The sequence below is a fragment of the Limnobaculum eriocheiris genome, from assembly GCF_021010575.1.
GTDB lineage: Bacteria > Pseudomonadota > Gammaproteobacteria > Enterobacterales > Enterobacteriaceae > Limnobaculum > Limnobaculum eriocheiris.
Window position 1 is genome coordinate 13,063 of the sequence record NZ_JAJNAG010000011.1, and the last position, 18,860, is coordinate 31,922.

Below are 18,860 nucleotides of genomic sequence, written 5' to 3' on the forward strand. Positions count from 1 at the left end.
TCAATAGGTTTATATACAGGAGGAAAGTCATAGAGAAACGAGCCAACAGAACGACTGAATTCAGAAGGTATCTGAAAGCACGTTAGTGACCACAGCGATTATTTTACCTCTGCCGCAGTGGTTTCATCGGTAGTTGACCAAATACGATAACGAACCTGAATATCCTGTGGAGCATAAATCACAATAGGCAGTTTGCTGTTGTAGCGTTGTAAAAAATCACCGCGGGAAATCGTTACCAGCGCCTTGTGCTTGTTACCATCCGGGCAGGCCATCATGGTTGAAACCGGACCGCTTACATCACTTAAAACAAAATAGTTATATCCCCATCCTTCAAGGTCCTTTTTTTTCAACTTGCCGCTGAGCATTTGACGGTTACAGTCGACATCCATCTCTTTACCCATCACCAGTTCGACCTTCAGGTTATTTTCATTTTCCACTACAGGCAGAAAAATCGCATGGCGAATCTGACCCTTTTGTGCTTCGGGATAAGGTGCGATCTCTTTCAGCTCCGGAGTTTTAGTGGCGGGAGCAATCTCTTTTGACACAGAGGTTTCTTCTTTAGAAGCTGGGCTATGGCTTGGTGTTTCAGCCAGTACATGGGTAGAGATACCTATTAAAGCGGCCATCAGAGTGAGCTTAATCTTCATTCTCTATTTTCCTTCTTAAAATAAATCAATTTCAAGAATTATATGCTGATGGTGGTTCAATTTCCACTACAATCGTCGAATCGATGCGTTGCCCTGTTATCCCCATCATAAAAAACCTGCAATCAGATAAAAACAATCAAATTCAGTGAGTGAATAATGCTAACAATCACTTCAATTGATTATTTTATTTTGAAATCAATCACAGAACTCACTATTGGCAGGGAGTTGCCCCATCAGTGGTGATGGCTGTCACAATTTTAACGCCAATGGAAGCATATAAACGTTCAGTAGTTGATTGAATGGAGGTGGTGTTGAGCGCCTCCTAAATAGCGAAACAGGGCGGATATATGACTTTTGATGTGCAAAAAAATTTACTCAGTTTATTGGCACTGGATGGTATTTCAGGCCATGAACATAAAATAGCCGCTGTTATGCAACAGCAGTTTAGCCAAACAGCTTATCAGGTATGGCAGGACAGATTAGGGAATGTGGTGGCCCAATATGGCAGCCAGTCCCCTGATGCTTTCAGACTGATGGTCTTTGCACATATGGATGAAGTGGGCTTTATGGTGCGCAAAATTGAAGAAAATGGTTTTTTGCGCTTCGAACGAGTCGGTGGTCCGGCACAGATCACCATGTCTGGCTCAACGGTCAGACTGGACGGCGAGCACGGCCCGGTGCACGGTTGTATTGGTATTAAATCTTATCATTTCAGTAAAGGGGATGAACGTACTCAACCTCCGGGTATTGAACATCTGTGGATTGATATTGGTGCTGTGGATAAACAGGATGCCGCCCGAATGGGAATCAAAGTCGGAACACCGGTATGCCTGTATAACCCGCCACAGCTTTTAGCCAACGATCTGGTTTGCAGTAAAGCGCTGGACGATCGGCTGGGATGTACTGCATTACTGGGCGTTGCCGCAGCGGTAGAACAGATGGATTTAGATATCTCGCTTTATCTGGTGGCCTCGGTACAGGAGGAATTTAATATCCGGGGGATTTTGCCGGTATTGCGTCGAATTAATCCGGATATGACCATAGGGATAGATATTACACCATCCTGTGATACCCCCGACTTATCAGATTATTCCGATGTAGTTATCAATAAGGGACCGGGTATTACCTGCCTGAATTATCATGGGCGCGGTACGCTGGCCGGTCTGATTACACCTCCGAAACTGATTGCTTTTCTGGAGCAAACCGCAGCAGAGCATCAAATTCCGGTACAAAGAGAAGTGGCTCCGGGAGTCATTACTGAAACTGGATATATTCAAATGGAGCAAGATGGCATTCCTTGCGCCAGTCTGTCTATTCCCTGTCGCTATACCCATTCCCCCAGCGAAGTGGCCAGCATACGCGACCTGAGTGATTGTATTCGATTATTAACCGCCATAGCTCAGATTAAGGGGCAACAGTTTCCTGTTGCCCCTCGTCAGGCCCAGGCACACAACAACTCTCTATGACGAGGTACAACAAAATGAAGAAGATACTGGTAGCCTGTGGAACAGGCATGTCCACCTCAACCATGATTGCACAGCGCCTGCAAGAGTACTTAACGGCGCAAGGGATCCCGGTGAGTACATCTCAATGTTGCCTGAATGAGATCCCTTATAACTGTAGCGGAATGGACCTGATCGTAACCTCCATGAAAGTGGATAAGGATTACGGCATCCCTACGCTGAACGGTGCACCATTATTAATTGGTATCAATGATGATGTGCTCAAAGAAAAAATTAAAGCACTGCTGAGCCAATAGGGCGGGAGCGTTATGTTTGATTACATTTTGTCTCTTGGCGGAACCGTTTTTGTACCCATGGTGATGATTCTGATTGGTCTGATTTTTAGAATCCCTGTTCTGCAGGCGGTGAAAGCGGGGGTAACGGTAGGCATCGGTTTCGTTGGTATGGGGTTAGTTATTGTTATGGCTATTGATAGCCTCAGCCCACCAATAAAAATCATGATTGAACGTTTTGGTCTGAGCCTGCACATTTTGGATGTAGGCGCAGGGCCTGCTTCCGGCGTGGGTTATGCTACCGCCATTGGTGCCATTATTATCCCGGTCATTTTCTTACTCAATATTGGCATGCTGGTTACCCGATTAACCAAAACCATGAACGTCGATATCTATAATTACTGGCACTACGCTATCACTGGTTCAGTCGTACAGCTAATGACGGGAAATATGATCTACGGCGTACTGGCGGCAATTTGTCATGCGGCGCTGTCTCTAAAAATGGCCGATCTCACCGCTAAACGGGTACAAAACATTGTTGGACTGGAAGGGATCTCTATTCCTCAGGGTTACGGTTCCAGTTCGGTACCGCTGTTTATCCTGTTGGATAAGCTTTATAGCTATATTCCGTTCCTTAAAGGACGGAATATTGATGCGACAGAGATCCAGAAACGTTTTGGCATGGTTGGCGACCCGGTCATTATTGGTGTTGTACTGGGGCTAATTTTTGGCCTGTCTGCCGGAGAAAACTTTAAAGGCACGATGACGCTAATGATTACCGTCGCGGCGATTATGGTGTTGTTTCCCCGAATGATTCGCCTGATTGTGGAAGGTTTAATGCCTATTTCAGACGGTGCACGTAAATTCTTTCAAAAATACCTTCACGGTCGGGAAGTTTATATTGGTCTGGACACCGCGGTGACACTGGGGCATCCAACGACGATTGCGGTAGGTCTGTTACTGATCCCGATTATGTTATTGATTGCCAGCGTATTGCCCGGCAATCAGGTATTACCGCTGGCGGATCTTCCCGTTGCACCATTTTTCATTTGTATGGCAACGGTGATTCATCGTGGCGATCTGATTCGTACCCTAATTAGCGGTGTCATTGTAATGATTACCGTACTGCTCATTGCCACCCAGTTTGCCCCTTATTTTACCGAAATGGCCCGTAATGGCGGATTTAGCTTCGCGGCTGATGGCGCACAAATCAGTGCATTGTCCGTGGGGAATATGTTTGGCTGGTCTATTGTTGAGTTAATGGCGATGGGCATTATTGGCGCCGTGATTGCAGTGGGGGCGGTATGCGCAATCGTACTGTGGTTACGCACCAAAGAGCTGTCTGCATAATTGATGATTAACAATTTTTATTAATGTCTTAATTAAACAGGAGTAACAGTGATGAGTTGGCTTAAGTCAGTTATTGGCACAGAAAAAGCGGTAATAGCTATGTGTCATTTTCGAGCGCTGCCGGGAGATCCTGGTTTTGATGCCAGCAAAGGAATGAGCTGGGTGATTGATCGGGCATATGATGATTTAACCGCTTTACAGAATGGCGGCGTGGATGCAGTGATGTTCTCCAATGAATTTAGTATGCCCTATTTGACCAAGGTGAAACCTGAAACTTCTGCGGCAATGGCCCGCATTATAGGCCAGTTGATGTCGGAAATCCGGGTTCCGTATGGGGTCAACGTACTCTGGGATCCGGTGGCTTCTTTTGATTTGGCCATGGCGGTAGACGCACAGTTTATTCGGGAAATTTTTACCGGGGCTTATGCCAGTGATTTTGGCGTCTGGAATACCAATGTTGGGGAAACCATTCGACACCAGCAGCGTATTGGCGCAGGAAAAGTGAAAACCCTGTTCAATATTGTACCAGAAGCGGCGGTTTATTTAGGTAATCGGGATATTCAGTCGATTGCTAAATCAACGGTATTTAACAATCGTCCTGACGCACTTTGTGTTTCTGGCCTGACGGCAGGAAGTAAAACCGACTCGGCAACGCTGAAGTTAGTAAAAGATACCGTGCCTGGCACTGTCGTGTTAGCCAATACCGGCGTCTGTCTGGAAAACGTGGAGGAACAGTTATCTATTGCCGATGGATGCGTGACGGCGACTCATTTTAAGAAAGATGGCATCTTTGAGAACTTTGTTGATGGGGATCGCGTAGCGCGATTTATGGATAAGGTTCGCAGTATTCGCCAATAAGAAAGGGATAAGCAAACTGCTTACCCCTGATAGTTAGCCATTGAACAGGCTATTCCCCCGAAGTCTTCGCCAAAAGTACCTTCGGGGGAATATTACAATAACCTAATGGTTAAAGGAGTCAACGATGTTGATTGAGGATTGCAAAACCACGCAGGCTTCACGCCATGCTGAATCATGGCGTGAAGCTGTGGCGCTGGCAGCCACACCTTTGATTGAGCTTGGCTATGCAAAAGCAGAGTATATACAGGGCATTATTGATAATACTCTGGAATATGGCCCTTATTATCTGATTGCACCGGGTATAGCTTTACCCCATGCGCGTCCGGAACAGGGGGCTATTCGTAACGGCGTGGCATTCACTACATTGTCGCAACCCGTGAGTTTTGGTCATGACGACTGTGATCGAATCTGGTTGCTGATTTGTGTTAGCGCCACGGATGCCGAACAGCATATAAAGACCATTCAGACCATTGCTTCCTTACTGGATAACTCTGTACTGATAGCGCAAATACAACAGGCTAAGAGTGATGATGAACTCTATCGGTTATTATATTTGGCAAGCGTGGATAACTGATTATGCTAACCACCATTCATCCTTCATTAGCCTCTGCCTGTCAGCTTGAGTTAGGTAACACGCTCGACCGGTTGAATACAGCAACGCTGGGTTCAATACATCTGGATATTGAAGACACCAGCTTTATTCGAAATATCACCTTTGGCTTAAAAACCGTTACTCAGGTCGCAGCGGCTACGCCTCATCCTTTGTCGTTTCATTTAATGGTGAATGATCCTTTTCCCTGGGTTGAGTGGCTGAAACCGCTTAATCCCGCATGGATATTTGTTCATGTTGAAACACTGGCTAATCCCGCTGAAGTTCTGGCTTTAATTAAAGGGATAGGCAGTAAAGCCGGGCTGGCGTTCAATCCGGTAACGTCGTTGGAACCCTATTATTATCTGGCCTCGCAGGCGGATAGCATAATGATTATGACCAGTGAGCCGGATGGTATCGGGCAGCATTTTAACCCTCTGTTGATTGAGAAAGTTACGCGGGCCGCATCGCTATTTAAAACAATGGAGATTTGGGCCGATGGTGGTATTACGCTGGCTGCGGCCAGTAAACTGTATGTTGCAGGAGCCCGGCATCTGGTGCTGGGGCGGGCGCTATTTAGCTCAGAAGACTATATGACAAGTATCGATACTTTTCGGGAGGTTGGCGATGAGCGATAAACGTTCCGATAGAATGCGTAATATCCTGCACTATCTATGGCAACATAAAAAGATCGAAACGCGTCAGGCGGTTGAACTGTTTGGCTATGCGGAGGCGTCGGTCAGACGAGATTTTCAGATAATCGTGGATGGTTATCCGGGAATGGTGCGCTGCCATGGCGGTATTGTTTTTGATAAAACGACCGTCGATCAGGAATATATTTTTGACGTTAAACAGAGTATTCAGCGCGTGGCTAAACAGGACATAGCTCAGATTGCCCGTAATATGATAAAGCCGGATGACTGTATTCTGCTAGATTCAGGTTCAACCTGTCTGGAACTGGCTAAACGGTTATCGGATATCTCTGCCAAAGTGATTACCACCGATGTGAAAATAGCAAATCAACTGGGTTGTTATAACCAACTGGAAAGCTATATCGTTGGAGGCATGATCCGCTCCGGTTATTTTTCTGTCGGGGAAAGTCTGGCGGTAGATATGCTGAAGTTATTCTCTGCGGATAAAACGTTTATGTCTTGTGATGCGCTATCTCTGGAGAGCGGTATTACCAACTCCACCGTTTTTGAAGTTGGAGTAAAGAAAATGCTGATTCAACGGGCCCGGCAGGTCGTATTACTGGCGGATCACAGCAAATTTGATCAGATAAAACCCCACAGTGTGGCGACGTTACTCTCCATGAGCTGTATTATTACTGATGCATTACTGCCGGAGGAGACGTTTCAACGTTACCGACAGGCAGGAATTAATATTATCAGAGCGGGAGAACGAGGGTATGACGACGGCTATTATCTTTGATATGGATGGTGTACTGGTAGATTCAGAGCCTGTTTGGGTCAAAGTGGAGCAGGAAATTTATTTACAGTGTTATGGGGTTCATTTAAGCGATGAGGATTTCAAAGATAGTGCCGGTATTCGTATTGACAAATTACTGACAGAACATCATCATCGCTATTCACTTCCGCTGCAAGATGTCCCTCTTCGGGTTGAAGAAATTGTTGCAGAAGTGGGGCGCCAAATACAAACCAATCCACAACCCATGCCTGGGGTTGTAGAACTACTTGAGACTATCCAACATCATGGTTTACCCATGGTCGTGGCTTCTTCTTCACCGCAAAAGCAAATTACCCGTGTATTGGATGCGCTAAACATCAGCCATTACTTTTCTCACCAAATATCTGCTGAAGGTATGATCAACGGTAAGCCTCATCCTGCGGTATTTTTACGGGCAGCAGAAATCCTTAGCGTTAATCCGGAAGAGTGTATCGTGATTGAAGATGCGGTAAACGGTATGGTGGCCGCTAAAGCCGCCCAGATGAAAGTCATTGTTATGCCTGCACCTGAAGCACGTCAGGATAAACGGTTTGGGCTGGCGGATATACAGGTTAATGGGTTGAGCGAAGTTTGGCAGGCGATACAGCAGTTAAAATAAAGGTATTCGCCAGTTATTGAGAAAAGCATCCGTAATGGCAATGTGGGATCAGCTCGCATTGCCATTGGCTATCTTTATTTATAATCATTTATCTTTTTGGATAGATTTATCTCCAGCCTGTTTCCCTTCTATTTATTTTTTGAAATTGGTATTAAATTTAATTTCATTTGAATTCAATATATTAAAAATATTTTTCTATGGGTTTTAAAAGTTGGCACGTTTGTCGCTATATATCTGGCATGAAGGACAGCAGCGTTAGAACCGATAATCAAAGATTGATGGTGATAACTAACAAAGCTGCATTCTGTCCGGCAGATTAAATTTGTCTCAAAGGAGAATGAGAATGGCGAATATTCAACTATTTAAATCATTAAAGGGCCGCTGGTTACCCAAAGCTAATAGTCAGAACGAAGCAGGTGGAACCGCATATCGCTTTAGCGCAGAACATGCCCTGGCACAGTATGCCGCAACAGGGTGCTTAAACGGTACTTATTACGCTTCAGCTGAAACACAGTTGGATACCGTAATGTCACTGTGTTCTCAGGTTGACCCGCTAATGCTGGCAAAAATAGCCGTGTACTGTCGTCAATATGGCTATATGAAAGATATGCCGGCATTGCTGTTAGCGGTGCTGTCAGTTAAAGGAAAAGAGTACTTACCGATGGCTTTTCCACTGGTGGTGGATAACGGCAAAATGCTGCGCAACTTTGTACAGATATTGCGTAGTGGTACGGTAGGACGAAAATCCCTGGGGTCGCGTCCTAAAAAATTAGTACAGGATTGGTTAAATAACGCCAGTGAGCAGGCACTGTTATCCGCAGCCGTAGGCAACAATCCTTCGTTGGCGGATGTGGTAAAAATGGTTCACCCAAAACCTCAGGAAAGCTGGAGAGAGGCCTTCTTTGCCTGGTTAATTGGTAAGCCCTATGATGAAAATGCGTTACCACCCATTACCCGTGCGTTTGAGCAATACAAACGTCAGGGGCAGGGTGATGAAAACGGGTTACCGACAGTGCCGTTTCAGATGTTAACGTCACTAAATTTAACCACGACTGATTGGGCGGAGATTGCAAAGCAGGGTAGCTGGCAGATGGTGAGAATGAATCTGAATACCTTTGCTCGTCACGGTGTGTTTGAATTGCCGGGAATGACAAAAGTGATTGCTGATAGGTTGAGTGACAGAAAAAATATTATGCAGGCAAAGGTGTTTCCTTATCAGCTAATGACAGCGTATCAGTCAACCGGTAAAGAAATTCCATTGATGGTGCGTGAAGCATTACAGGATGCGCTGGAAATTGCATTAGAAAATGTATTACCAGTAGCCGGAAAAATGGTGGTTTGTCCGGATGTATCGGGTTCGATGCACTCTCCGGCAACCGGTTATCGCCCGGGAGCAACAACCGTAACTCGCTGCGTTGATATTGCAGCATTGATTGCAGCGACTTATCTGCGTAAGCAACGTGATACGTTAATCGTACCTTTTGAATATCAGGTGGTAGAGAGTCATCGTGTCGTGTTGAACCCAAGGGATACCGTGCTAACCAATGCCGCCAAACTGGCTGGCGCTTGCGGCGGTGGAACCGATTGCAGTGCGCCGCTGAAATGGTTAAATGCCAAAGGCATTCGCGCAGATTTGGTACTGTTGGTTTCGGATAACGAATCCTGGGGAAGTATTTATCGTCAGGGAAGTGGCGCAACAGAAACTATGCGTCAGTGGGAAATGTTTAAGCGCTTTAATCCGTCGGCCAAGCTGATTTGTCTGGATATCCAGCCTTATGCCACAACGCAGGTAGCGGAACGGGCAGATATTCTGAATATCGGAGGATTCTCTGATACGGTATTTCAGATGATTAGCGCATTTTCCCAGGGACAAATGCAATCAGAACACTGGTTAGGCGAAATTAATAAGGTGACATTGTCACAATAGCTGCGCATCGTGGCATAACGGTTAAAGCAGGATGATAAGGGATTTATCTTCCCGATCATCATAATGTTATGCCACTCCTGATAAAGGAGGAATGCCGATGGAACTACATCATTACGAATGAGGAGGTCACGGGTTCGAATCCCGTCGGTTTCGCCACAATGGAACCGTAGCTCAGAGGCAGAGCACCGGATGCTTGCATCCAAATACGTTTCATCACTTTTGTCCTCCGCTTTTCAGGGCCAGAGTTAACTCAAATAGTTAAAGACATAGTGAGTATCATTGCAGAACAACGCAAACGGGTAACAAATGCCCGCAGGGATTACATGGTTTAGCCGGTTCGAATCCGGCCTCCGTAAGGAGATATCTCTGCATCACTGGTTGTTATCGGTTTGCTTTATGAATAAGCGGTAAATGCAGGTGAAACTACAGGGTTCCCGGTTCGAGCCCGGGTTACTGAGCAATCAGCAATAGCTTAATAGGTAGAGCAAGTGTTTCGCATAATACTTGTTACCGCAACTAAATACAGGGCGAATGCCGGTGGAACTACATCCAAGTGCAAAGGTCGCGGGTTCAATTCCCGCCGGAATCTAACCAGGTTCCGTAGCTCAGTTGGATAGAGCATTGTGAATGTTTCACCAAAACTTGTCGCCCAACCTTATTAAAACCGTTTGTCGCAATAACAAGACAAACGATGAAATGGAAAAGAGTAAAAGGATAAATCATGAAACCTTCAATTCAGGTAATGAACGTTGAGAATGGCCGTCCGGTAAAAATGTGGACACAGGGAGTTCCGGTGGAAGACGAGGCCAAACGTCAGTTAGAGAACACAGCCAAAATGCCGTTTATCTTTAAACATATTGCAGTGATGCCTGATGTGCATTTAGGTAAAGGATCGACCATTGGATCGGTAATTCCTACCGTAGGAGCAATTATTCCGGCCGCGGTGGGTGTAGATATTGGTTGTGGAATGATTGCGGTAAGAACATCTCTGCATGCCAGCGATCTACCGGATAACTTATCTGCCGTGCGTGATGCCATAGAACGAGCGGTACCGCATGGACGTGAGGTTAATCGATCCAAACGAGATAAGGGGGCATGGAATGATGTGCCTGAAGTGGTAAATCGCGCCTGGTTACAATTAGATCCTGACTTTAAGCAGATTATTGATAAGTACCCTAAGTTGAAAAATACCAATAACCGGGTTCATTTAGGAACCCTGGGAACCGGTAACCACTTTATCGAAGTTTGTCTGGATGAGAATCAGGCTGTGTGGTTTATGTTGCACTCCGGTTCACGCGGTATCGGTAATGCTATCGGAAGCCTGTTCATTGAGCTGGCTAAAAAGGATATGCAACGACACTTTATTAATCTGCCACATCAGGATTTAGCTTATCTGGTTGAAGGTAGCGAACATTATAACGATTACGTTTTTGCCGTTGACTGGGCGCAGCGTTATGCCCGACTAAATCGTGAAACTATGATGAATAACGTGATTGCCGCGGTACGTAGCGTTATCACTAAGCCTTTTAGTTTAGAAATGGAAGCGGTGAACTGCCATCATAACTATGTACAGAAAGAACAGCATTTTGGTCAGGATGTACTGGTAACCCGTAAAGGTGCGGTGAGCGCTCAGGCGGGGGAGTTAGGTATTATTCCAGGCTCTATGGGGGCGCGATCTTTTATCGTGCGAGGAAAAGGTAATCCGGATGCTTTTTGCTCCTGTAGCCACGGAGCGGGTCGAACCATGAGTCGTACCGAAGCTAAACGCCGTTTCTCAATAGAAGATCAAATCAAGGCGACGGCAGGCGTTGAATGCCGTAAAGATTCAGACGTTATTGATGAGATACCTATGGCCTATAAAGATATTGATGCAGTAATGACCGCACAGTCAGAACTGGTAGAGATAGTTCATACCCTGAAGCAGGTAGTTTGCGTTAAAGGATAAGCTCCCGATGCACAGATTGTATGATAAGAAAGGAGCACAAAGTGCAATGGATTGAAGTTGATGGTTCAAAAGGCGAAGGCGGAGGGCAAATTCTTCGCAGTGGACTATCTCTGTCGATGATTACCGGTAAAGCCGTACGTTTTACCCATATTCGAGCCGGGCGGAGTAAGCCCGGTATTATGCGCCAACACTTAACTGCAATTCTGGCAGCACAGCAGGTTTGTGCTGCTCAGGTGACTGGAGCAATATTAAACTCAACGGAATTGACATTTATTCCCGGTCGTATTAAATCGGGGGACTACCGGTTTGACCTGGGGGGAGCAGGTAGTTGTGCCTTGGTATTACAGACGCTGTTACCAGCTTTATGGTCAGCCAACGGTGAAAGCCGGGTAAGGTTAAGCGGCGGTACTCATAATCCTCTGGCACCATCAATTAGCTTTTTGCAACAGGTTTGGCTGCCATTAATGGAGCAGATGGGCGCTAAAGCAACTTTATCACTACATCGTTGTGGTTTTTATCCGGCGGGAGGTGGTGAGATTGATGTTATCGTTTATCCTGTTAAACAGTGGCAGGCGCTGTATTTACCTCAACGAGGCAAATTAATTGAGGTCAGTGCACAATCGCTAATTGCGGATCTGCCTGATTCAGTTGCTTTTAGAGAATTAAACATTGTAAAGCAACGATTGAAGGCCGAACAATCAAAACTGAGTTTGGTTGATGTGTCATCTGCAAGATGTGCTGGCAATGCGCTGTTAGTAAAACTGCAATTTGAGCATTTAACAGAACTATTCTGTGCGATAGGTACGAAAGGCAAAGCGGCAGAGAAGGTAGCACAGGAAGCCTGTGATGAGGTACTGGCATATTTGAAATCATCAGCGGCTGTTGGTGAGTATTTAGCCGATCAATTACTGTTGCCAATGGCTATAGCTGGAGATGGGCGTTTTACAACGCCCATGCTGACCGAGCATCTCTCTACTAATGCTTTAGTTATCGGTCAATTTTTAAACTGTTGTATTGATATTCAATCTATAAATCAAGGAATAGAGATAAACATTAAACAGTAATGACGCTGGTCATTGGTCTGCCCTGCAACGTGGATTGCACATTAATCTGAGAAAATACGCTTTCATATGGAGGTGCCTTTATATTTATCAGTTAAAAAAACAGTAATTTAAATAAGTTATGCTTCATTTTTATTTGTTCTTTTTCCTATTTTTATGCGCTGCAAATAAGACTTTACCTATATATTTATTTCCATTTTTTGCGACAAATAAAAAGGATGTCAGAGGATGGTTTATACGCCTGAAAGGATAAGTTATGAGTTAAAAATTGCACTGACACCAGTACGTCAATATATGAAGTGCGAAGCAATCGCTCAGTAACTTCATTGAAGACGTTGTGGTATCAATTTCAGGTGAGGGTTCAGTGTGATGCCAACAGGCGATACAACATAGTGACTGCGCTACAAAGAATAAAAGCAAAGGTGATCAACTGAAAAGCGCGTTCTGAAATATTTTTAAGCAAGTATTTGGCGAAAGGAATTGAGAGTATTGAACCAAGGCTGAGTATTAATGCCAGATGTAAATCAGTATAACCGCCCTGGCCATAAGCCAGTGCTGAAGCGCCTGAAAGCAACATGGTAACGAATACCGAGGTTCCTATTGCTTGTTTAATATTCATGCCAGCATATTTAGTTAAAACAGGCAGCATAACAACACCACCACCTACACCTGTGGCCCCAATAGTAATACCCGCAGCAACTCCTGGAAGAATAAAGCGGGTTATTGGTATTTCTGTTTTTACTGATTCGTCACTAATCAGTACAGTAGGGTGAAATAGTTGGGTACAGAAGATCAGTAATGATAAAACGATAGCCAGCACAATCAATACATTAATACTAAACTGGACGTATTGATGCCAGGCATCGACGCTGGCTAGCAAAGTAATCCCATAGCTGGCAATCAGTGTACTGGGTAACATGATAGAAAGAATAATCAGTGAACGTTTTAATGGAATATTACCTAAACGGAAGTGAACCCCGGTTGATGATATTTTCATTAGCATGGACATCAGGTTTGCTGTTGCAACCGCAGTTAGCATATCCATGCCAAACAGCCAGATTAATACTGGCAAAATAAGTACACCACCCCCAACTCCGGTAGTGCTGATAATCAGCCCCAGTAATGCGCCAATAAAGGCTTTGGCTAGAAGAGCTAATAACATCGTCATAAGTCATTTCCGTTGAATTTCCTATCGATTATACCATGCCTCATTATCTCCGTTCGGAAAATTCGGATATCTTTAAACACGCTTATACGCTATTTCTGATAAATGAAAATAAGAATCGGGAAGGACAACCTACAATTAGTTGAGGTGGTTATTGTTTATCAAGAGACATTAATCTCATTTTTATTAAATAGTTTGGGAAAATAGAATACATTCATCAACCTAACTGGAATAAAATCGAGAAATAATGAATACTGGCTTTCAGCCGTGTTGTTTGAGCAAAAATAAATTTGATTTCGGTGGTACAAACGTTAAATTTACACCTGATGACAAACATAGCAAACACAGACATCGAGAGCTGGAAATAGCTAGCCAGAGTGTTAGTTTACCCAAAAAAAAGTTATGTGCTTGAAATCAATACTATGGGTGATTGGGCATCTACAATATTAAAGGAAATAAGAAGATATTATGACAATCGATCTATCTAAAACGTTGGTAATAGGCATCTCAGCTACAGCGCTATTTGATTTATCCGCTGACAACGACATGTACCAGGAAAAGTTACAGCAAGATCCTGATTCGGCCATGAAGGAGTTTCGACGCTATCTGCGGGGAAATGAAGATAAACCCCTGGAGGATGGTGCAGGCATGCCGCTGGTAAAATCAATCCTGGCCTTAAATGAACATAAAAAAGCGAATGACGATGGGCCGGTTGTTGAAATCGTTGTGGTATCGCGCAATGCACCTGAGGTTGGTTACAGAGTATTAAAAGAGATTAAAAAACGTGGGTTAAATATTTCCCGTTCGGCTTTTACTTCTGGCGAATCAATTACTGATTACCTTGGTGCATATTATATCGATCTGTTTCTAACCACCGATGAGCAAGAAGCTAAACGGGTAATGGAAAATAACCAGTGTGTTACCGCGATGGTATATGCACCTAAGAAGACACTTGCTCAGGCGGCATTACCACAGCTTCGCTTCGCTTTTGATGGTGACGCAGGAATATTTAACGCAATTACCAGCGCTAAAGTCAATGATGAGTCCGAATCTTCAATCAATCCGGGACCTCATGCCAATTTACTGATTAAATTATCTAAAGTGCAAGAGCGTGTGTCTGAGAGTCTTGAGCACTCACCGCTGCGGGTTGCATTGATTACTTCTCAAAACAGCTCCAGCGATCCGTCTGAAATGACGATGATCGATACCCTGAAACATTGGGGCATCTATATTAATGATATCTTCTTCCTGGGTGGTTTACAGAAGTCGCGATTCCTTAAAGCATTTAAACCGCACATTTTCTTTGATGGCCAGGACTCTCAACAAGACGCATCCGAATTAGATGTGCCTTATGCCAAAGTCATGTATACCATTCAGGCTGTGAAGCCGGTATCAAAAGTAGAAGAGACGGAGGTATCGGAAAAAGTAAAAAAGCCTGAAGTATCAAAACCAGAGGTAGTTGAGAGGAAAGCTACCGTCGTGGTGGAAAATGGTGATGAAGATGAAAAGCTAACGGCGGAAGAAAAGAAAAAAGAGAATAAAGAGCTGGGTGTTTCTTTAGATGAATGTCTGAGTCCTGCTCCGCCAGAAGATTTAAGCAATCTGTTAAATAAGTTCATTCGTAAAAAACCTGCTGATGCAGAATAAGTCTGTCTGGTAACAAAGATCAGGACCCGCTGTTAGTTATGAATGTAGAGATTGTTATTGCCGATTATCAGAATCCCGCGCAGGGGAAAGATCTGTTGATGCTATTGGATGATTATGCCCAAGACCCAATGGGGGGAGGAGAAGCATTAGAATCATCAGTGAAAGCAAATTTACTGGGGGAGCTGGCGAAGTTACCTCATGCTTTTACCGTGTTGGCTTATGTCGATAATCAACCTGCCGGATTAATTAACTGTTTTCTGGGTTTTTCAACGTTTGCCGTCAGACCTCTGGTAAATATTCATGATGCGGTGGTTAATCCATCATTTCGGGGGCTGGGACTGAGTCAAAAGATGATGGAAAAAGTTGAACAGATTGCCCGGGAGAAAGGCTGCTGCAAAATGACGCTGGAAGTACTTGAAGGCAATGATGTAGCTAAAGGCTGTTATAGCAAATTTGGTTTTTCAGGTTATGAGTTGGATCCAGCGATGGGAAAAGCGATGTTCTGGCAAAAGAAGCTAAGTTAAGAGAATAACAGGCGTTAAAAAGGGTATCCGGTTGGGATGCCCTTTTTGTTTATCAGTAACCCGCAGGCGGCGTTATTTAAATCCAGAACATCAATGCCAGAATCTGTGGTGACATAATCCTTAGAAACATAGCCAATGGGTATACCGTGGCATAGGCAAGGGCGGCAGCGCCACTGGTAGGGTGCATTCCGTTGGCAAAAGCCAGTGCCGGAGGATCGGTCATAGAACCAGCCAGTAATCCACAAATAACCAGATAATTCATTTTTGCTACGGTATAGGCTAACAATCCTACAATCAACAAAGGGATAATGGTGATAAGTGCACCGTATCCTATCCAGATAATACCGTCACCGTTAAGCAGCGTATTAATAAAGCTGGCGCCGGATTTAAACCCAACCACGGATAAGAACAGCACAATGCCAAGCTCACGTAAGGCTAGGTTAGCGCTGGGGGGCATAAACCAGTGCATTTTCCCCAGGGTACCGATCCGACCAAGAATAAGGGCAATAACCAGTGGCCCACCGGCCAGCCCCAGGCGTAAAGCAGCGGGAAAACCGGGAATAAACAGTGGAATAGAACCCAGTAATACACCAAGGCCAATACCAATAAATACCGGCAACATCTGTACCTGTTGAAGGCGTTGTTGAGCGTTGCCGACAATATCTGCAACGATATCGATAGAAGAAGGTTTGCCAACCAGATTAAGGATATCACCAAAATGTAATGAGAGGCTGCGACCAGCCATCAGCTCTACACCAGCACGGTTAAGACGGGTAATGACCACATCATAACGGTGCAGATTTAAATCGCCTATCCTTTTGCCCATAATCTTTTCGCTGGTTACCACTACCCGTGCCATCTTCAGGTCACTGGTGCGGGTAGACAGAGCAACATCAACCTCGTTACCAATAAGCAGCTTGGCTTGATTCAGTAATTGCCGATCGCCAACCAGATGCAGTAAATCTCCCAGCTGTATTTGTGTAGAAGCGGAAGGCACCATCAGAACATTATCTCGTTTCAGTCGAGAGCAAATGATGCTGTCACCGTTAATAATTGGAATATCTTGCAGCTGTAAACCATTCAAATTGGTGTTACACACTTCCACGTTAATGGTTTGCAGATTATCCGCAGATGCACCTGACTGGTGGTCAAACTCTTTTGCTGACTGGTCAACGCTGATTTTGAATGCCAGACGAATAACCCACATCACCAGCAAAATACCGCAAATACCAAATGGGTAAGCCATTGCATATGCCATACCCATTTGGTTCACTAGTGCGCTATTGGCGTGAAGATCGGTTAACACTTGCTGCCCGGCACCAAGGGAAGGGGTATTGGTGACCGCGCCTGAGAAAATACCTAAGATAATCGGGAGAGGGATATCGAACAGCTTATGTAATCCGGCAGTCACTACGCAACTGAGGATCACCAGTAAAAAAGCAAATCCATTTAAGCGTAATCCGGAACGGCGTAATGAGGAGAAGAAACCAGGGCCAACCTGAATACCGATGGTATAAACAAACAGAATCAGGCCAAATTCCTGCACAAAGTGCAGCATGTTTTCGTCGAGTTCAATATGGTAAGCATAGGCAAAGTGACCCACAATAATACCGCCAAATAACACGCCACCAATACCTAACCCAACGCCACGAATTTTCCAGTTGCCAATCCATAAGCCGAGTACGGCTACCAGCGCTAACAGGCTGACTGTCAGGGCAATATCACTCATTATAACCATCCTTGCACAGGTGTTTATAGCACTTATCGTTATAGTATCGTCAATATGACCAGATATAGACGAATACATAAAATTTATCATAGAGAAAACCGATATTAAAGTTGTGACTGGCCCGGCGAAACAGAGGAATTAACTACGGTAAAAATTGATATTTATCATAATTATGGCATTCGCACGAAACGATTCAAAAAAGGTGGAGTAAATAAAAAATATTCAGCAGGCGGGAAGTGCAACAGTAAAAGCAAAACAGGAGAGGTCTGGCGACTAATTTAACCGCCAGACGTATTGCCTTAAGGCATAAAGGGGATAATTATTCCCACCAGATATCGTACAGTTCGCTGGTTTCGACATTTTCCATACCGTTTTGTGTTAACCAGTTAGCAATCAGGGTACGGTGCTCTTCGGTACAACTACCGACTTTCTGTAGACAAATAATGCCTTCCCAGTCTAAATAGCCACTGCCGCCAAAACCAAGGCCATTAGGCTCAATGACTTCTTTGATCATGCGATTAATAAAAGCGTCGATGGTATCGATATCGGTACCCTGAGCAAAGTTCCAGTTAACGGTAAAACCAATTTCCTGAAACTCATCCAGATGTAATTTTTTACGTAAACGACGACTGCGTTGTTGAGCCATGAGTTCATCCTCTGAAAGAAAAAGGAAATCTTACTCGGATGTGATGATAGCGTCCAGTCGGACAGAAAATGAACCCGGTTATACCGGGTTCATCAACAAGTTGAAATAAGGCGTCATTATCAACTACTTTTTCTTATCCTCTTCGTGAGGATGCTTTTTCTCATGTTTTTCGCGACGTTTTTCTTCCGGGGTCTTTAGCGGTTTTTTCTTCTGATCGTGACTCATAATGTTTTTCCATAGTGAGTGAATGCATTAATCAGTTAAGACCGGGTTTTACGGTTATGCAAGTTAAGACAAAAAAACGTAAACAGAGACCAGTAAAGGGAGCATCGCGGGCTATCTCCCTCAATCATGTTGCGGTTAACCGCTATGAGTAAAAAGCAATGCGAACCAGCTTATAAATGCCATCCACCTGTTCAATCACCAGATTGTAGCCGTTGTCGCTATTTTCATGCTCAATGATATAGCCTTCGGGGCTCACCGCATCAAGAACCTGGCTCTGATCGGCGTCTCCCTGACGATACTGGTTGGTTTTAATGAGTTTTATCATTTCAGCATCAAAAAGTTCATCATACTGAGACAGAAATTCTGACGCGTTCTGAAAGATCATTGGTGAATGTTCATAGTCGCTAAATGGAAAGTTCATCATTTTAGCGACGGCTTCTTTATCTTTGTTGCTCACGGCAAGCTGTAAGTCATGCCAGAAAATAGTGAAATCAGAATGTTGATCAAACTGGTAATGGCTCTCTGTAGTAGACGCTTCCTGAGCATGAATGACAGGAGAGAAGGAGATACCAAGCATAACAACCAGAGCGCCTATCATATTTTTCAGCATAGTGAATTACTGTCAGTAAGATGTTATGAGATGAGTATAAATTATATCTGGTAACTGTTTATTGACGGACCAGTTAATAATTTAGCCGTTATCACAAAATATGAAAATTTATCTCAGCAGATTAAAAGGTAGTTTGT

Annotated in this window: 18 protein-coding genes; 13 read left to right on the top strand and 5 right to left on the bottom strand. The window is 44.3% G+C overall.

The window, feature by feature from the left end:
* Positions 1-98 precede the first annotated feature (98 nt).
* Entirely contained in the window at positions 99-647 is a 549-nt protein-coding gene (eco, locus tag LPW36_RS07010) for a serine protease inhibitor ecotin (RefSeq protein ID WP_230608792.1), read from the bottom strand.
* A 347-nt stretch (positions 648-994) separates the two neighbouring features.
* On the opposite strand from eco, the gene LPW36_RS07015 reads away from it, so the two are divergent.
* The 11 genes from LPW36_RS07015 (at position 995) to rtcA (ending at position 12,180) form a co-directional block, all read left to right on the top strand.
* Entirely contained in the window at positions 995-2,113 is a 1,119-nt protein-coding gene (locus LPW36_RS07015) for a M42 family metallopeptidase (protein ID WP_230608793.1), read from the top strand.
* A gap of 14 nt (positions 2,114-2,127) precedes the next feature.
* Positions 2,128-2,406 carry a PTS sugar transporter subunit IIB SgcB gene (sgcB, locus tag LPW36_RS07020; RefSeq protein ID WP_140917832.1) on the top strand — a complete coding sequence of 93 codons (279 nt, stop codon included), beginning with the start codon at positions 2,128-2,130 and terminating at the stop codon, positions 2,404-2,406.
* Positions 2,407-2,418: 12 nt separating this feature from the next.
* Positions 2,419-3,732 (top strand): PTS sugar transporter subunit IIC SgcC, encoded by a 1,314-nt coding sequence (gene sgcC / locus LPW36_RS07025; protein WP_230608794.1) that lies wholly within the window; start codon positions 2,419-2,421, stop codon positions 3,730-3,732.
* Between the two features lie 51 nt (positions 3,733-3,783).
* Entirely contained in the window at positions 3,784-4,590 is an 807-nt protein-coding gene (locus LPW36_RS07030) for a BtpA family protein (protein WP_230608795.1), read from the top strand.
* A 127-nt stretch (positions 4,591-4,717) separates the two neighbouring features.
* Entirely contained in the window at positions 4,718-5,164 is a 447-nt protein-coding gene (locus LPW36_RS07035; RefSeq protein WP_230608860.1) for a PTS sugar transporter subunit IIA, read from the top strand.
* Positions 5,165-5,166: 2 nt separating this feature from the next.
* Entirely contained in the window at positions 5,167-5,817 is a 651-nt protein-coding gene (locus LPW36_RS07040; protein WP_230608796.1) for a beta/alpha barrel domain-containing protein, read from the top strand.
* Positions 5,807-6,610 carry a DeoR/GlpR family DNA-binding transcription regulator gene (locus tag LPW36_RS07045; protein ID WP_230608797.1) on the top strand — a complete coding sequence of 268 codons (804 nt, stop codon included), beginning with the start codon at positions 5,807-5,809 and terminating at the stop codon, positions 6,608-6,610. The genes LPW36_RS07040 and LPW36_RS07045 overlap by 11 nt, the downstream gene beginning before the upstream one ends.
* Positions 6,588-7,244, top strand: a complete 657-nt coding sequence (gene hxpB, locus LPW36_RS07050; protein WP_230608798.1) for a hexitol phosphatase HxpB — start codon at positions 6,588-6,590, stop codon at positions 7,242-7,244. Before LPW36_RS07045 ends, hxpB begins: the two co-directional genes overlap by 23 nt.
* Before the next feature lie 343 nt (positions 7,245-7,587).
* Positions 7,588-9,171, top strand: a complete 1,584-nt coding sequence (locus tag LPW36_RS07055) for a vWA domain-containing protein (RefSeq protein ID WP_230608799.1) — start codon at positions 7,588-7,590, stop codon at positions 9,169-9,171.
* Between the two features lie 721 nt (positions 9,172-9,892).
* The gene (locus LPW36_RS07060; RefSeq protein ID WP_230608800.1) at positions 9,893-11,116 is read left to right on the top strand and encodes an RtcB family protein; all 1,224 of its coding nucleotides are present in this window, start codon (positions 9,893-9,895) and stop codon (positions 11,114-11,116) included.
* Between the two features lie 41 nt (positions 11,117-11,157).
* The gene (gene rtcA, locus LPW36_RS07065) at positions 11,158-12,180 is read left to right on the top strand and encodes an RNA 3'-terminal phosphate cyclase (RefSeq protein ID WP_230608801.1); all 1,023 of its coding nucleotides are present in this window, start codon (positions 11,158-11,160) and stop codon (positions 12,178-12,180) included.
* Between the two features lie 358 nt (positions 12,181-12,538).
* On the opposite strand, the gene LPW36_RS07070 is transcribed toward rtcA, so the two are convergent.
* On the bottom strand, positions 12,539-13,345 hold the full coding sequence (locus LPW36_RS07070) for a sulfite exporter TauE/SafE family protein (protein ID WP_230608802.1): 807 nt from the start codon (positions 13,343-13,345) through the stop codon (positions 12,539-12,541).
* Between the two features lie 465 nt (positions 13,346-13,810).
* Here LPW36_RS07070 and LPW36_RS07075 point away from each other — a divergent pair, with 465 nt between their 5' ends.
* Positions 13,811-14,989: a 5'-nucleotidase gene (locus tag LPW36_RS07075; protein ID WP_230608803.1), complete on the top strand. Its 1,179-nt coding sequence runs from the start codon at positions 13,811-13,813 to the stop codon at positions 14,987-14,989.
* Positions 14,990-15,027: 38 nt separating this feature from the next.
* The gene (locus LPW36_RS07080; protein WP_230608804.1) at positions 15,028-15,513 is read left to right on the top strand and encodes a GNAT family N-acetyltransferase; all 486 of its coding nucleotides are present in this window, start codon (positions 15,028-15,030) and stop codon (positions 15,511-15,513) included.
* A 76-nt stretch (positions 15,514-15,589) separates the two neighbouring features.
* Here LPW36_RS07080 and LPW36_RS07085 read toward each other — a convergent pair whose 3' ends face one another.
* The 3 genes from LPW36_RS07085 to LPW36_RS07095 form a co-directional block, all read right to left on the bottom strand.
* Positions 15,590-17,242, bottom strand: coding sequence for a putative transporter (locus LPW36_RS07085; RefSeq protein ID WP_230608805.1), 1,653 nt, complete (start codon positions 17,240-17,242; stop codon positions 15,590-15,592).
* A gap of 319 nt (positions 17,243-17,561) precedes the next feature.
* Complete coding sequence (locus LPW36_RS07090) at positions 17,562-17,888, bottom strand: YggL family protein (RefSeq protein WP_218465623.1); 327 nt, start codon at positions 17,886-17,888, stop codon at positions 17,562-17,564.
* A gap of 367 nt (positions 17,889-18,255) precedes the next feature.
* The gene (locus LPW36_RS07095) at positions 18,256-18,723 is read right to left on the bottom strand and encodes a hypothetical protein (RefSeq protein ID WP_230608806.1); all 468 of its coding nucleotides are present in this window, start codon (positions 18,721-18,723) and stop codon (positions 18,256-18,258) included.
* Positions 18,724-18,860 lie beyond the last annotated feature (137 nt).